This is a genomic window from Plebeiibacterium sediminum, from assembly GCF_026013605.1.
In the GTDB taxonomy this organism is placed as follows: Bacteria; Bacteroidota; Bacteroidia; order Bacteroidales; family Marinilabiliaceae; genus Saccharicrinis; species Saccharicrinis sediminus.
Window position 1 is genome coordinate 1 of sequence record NZ_JAPDPJ010000256.1, and the last position, 663, is coordinate 663.

2 protein-coding genes are annotated in these 663 nt (G+C 32.9%); both read right to left on the minus strand.

The genetic code is table 11. The features are described from left to right. Nucleotides 1-89: 89 nt before the first annotated feature. Nucleotides 90-335: an IS66 family insertion sequence element accessory protein TnpB gene (tnpB, locus tag OM075_RS25350; protein WP_301193356.1), complete on the minus strand. Its 246-nt coding sequence runs from the start codon at nucleotides 333-335 to the stop codon at nucleotides 90-92. Between the two features lie 47 nt (nucleotides 336-382). After that, a partial coding sequence (tnpA, locus tag OM075_RS25355; protein ID WP_301193355.1) for an IS66 family insertion sequence element accessory protein TnpA occupies nucleotides 383-663 on the minus strand: 281 nt, incomplete at its 5' end.

Sequence of the window (663 nt, forward strand, 5' to 3'; positions counted from 1 at the left end):
AAAGTCAAATCAAATCAAAAAATCAAAGAACGTTTATATTGTATTGAAATATAATTGTTTGCAAAATATTTTTAAAAGTTAACGCATCACTAGTACCAGGTAATTTGCTGTGACACGATATCTTCATCAAATCTGGGTAATGTAAAAGTGCCATTTTCTAGTCTTTTATGGTAAATAACCAATCCTCCATGCTCTAAATGGAGAACTTTCATTATACTCATATTTCGATTAACAAAAATAAAGGCCTCACCATCCTGTACATTACGTTTCATAATGGAACTAACTATGCCACTTAGGGTATAGAAACTTTTACGCATATCAACCGGTGCCGGTATAGGAAATACTGAAGCTTCCCATGTAAATTAAACATAGTCCGATTTTATTAGAGATGAATAATTGCTTTGAGCACTGATAGATCTAATACCCCGGTGAGTTTTAGCTTTGTTCCGTTTGGAAAGGTAAACTCAAATGTGTTATCATCAATTGTTTTTTCATCTCTTACAATCGGTACCTCTTTTGTATATTTCTTCTCTTTTATTACCAGAGGCACAAAACTCTGAACTTGTTCTTCTTCTTGCAATGTCTTTTTCCATTTGTAGAAAGTTGAAACTGCAAATCCTTGGTTGGAACAAAAATCTCTAACGCTTAATCCTGATTGTTCTT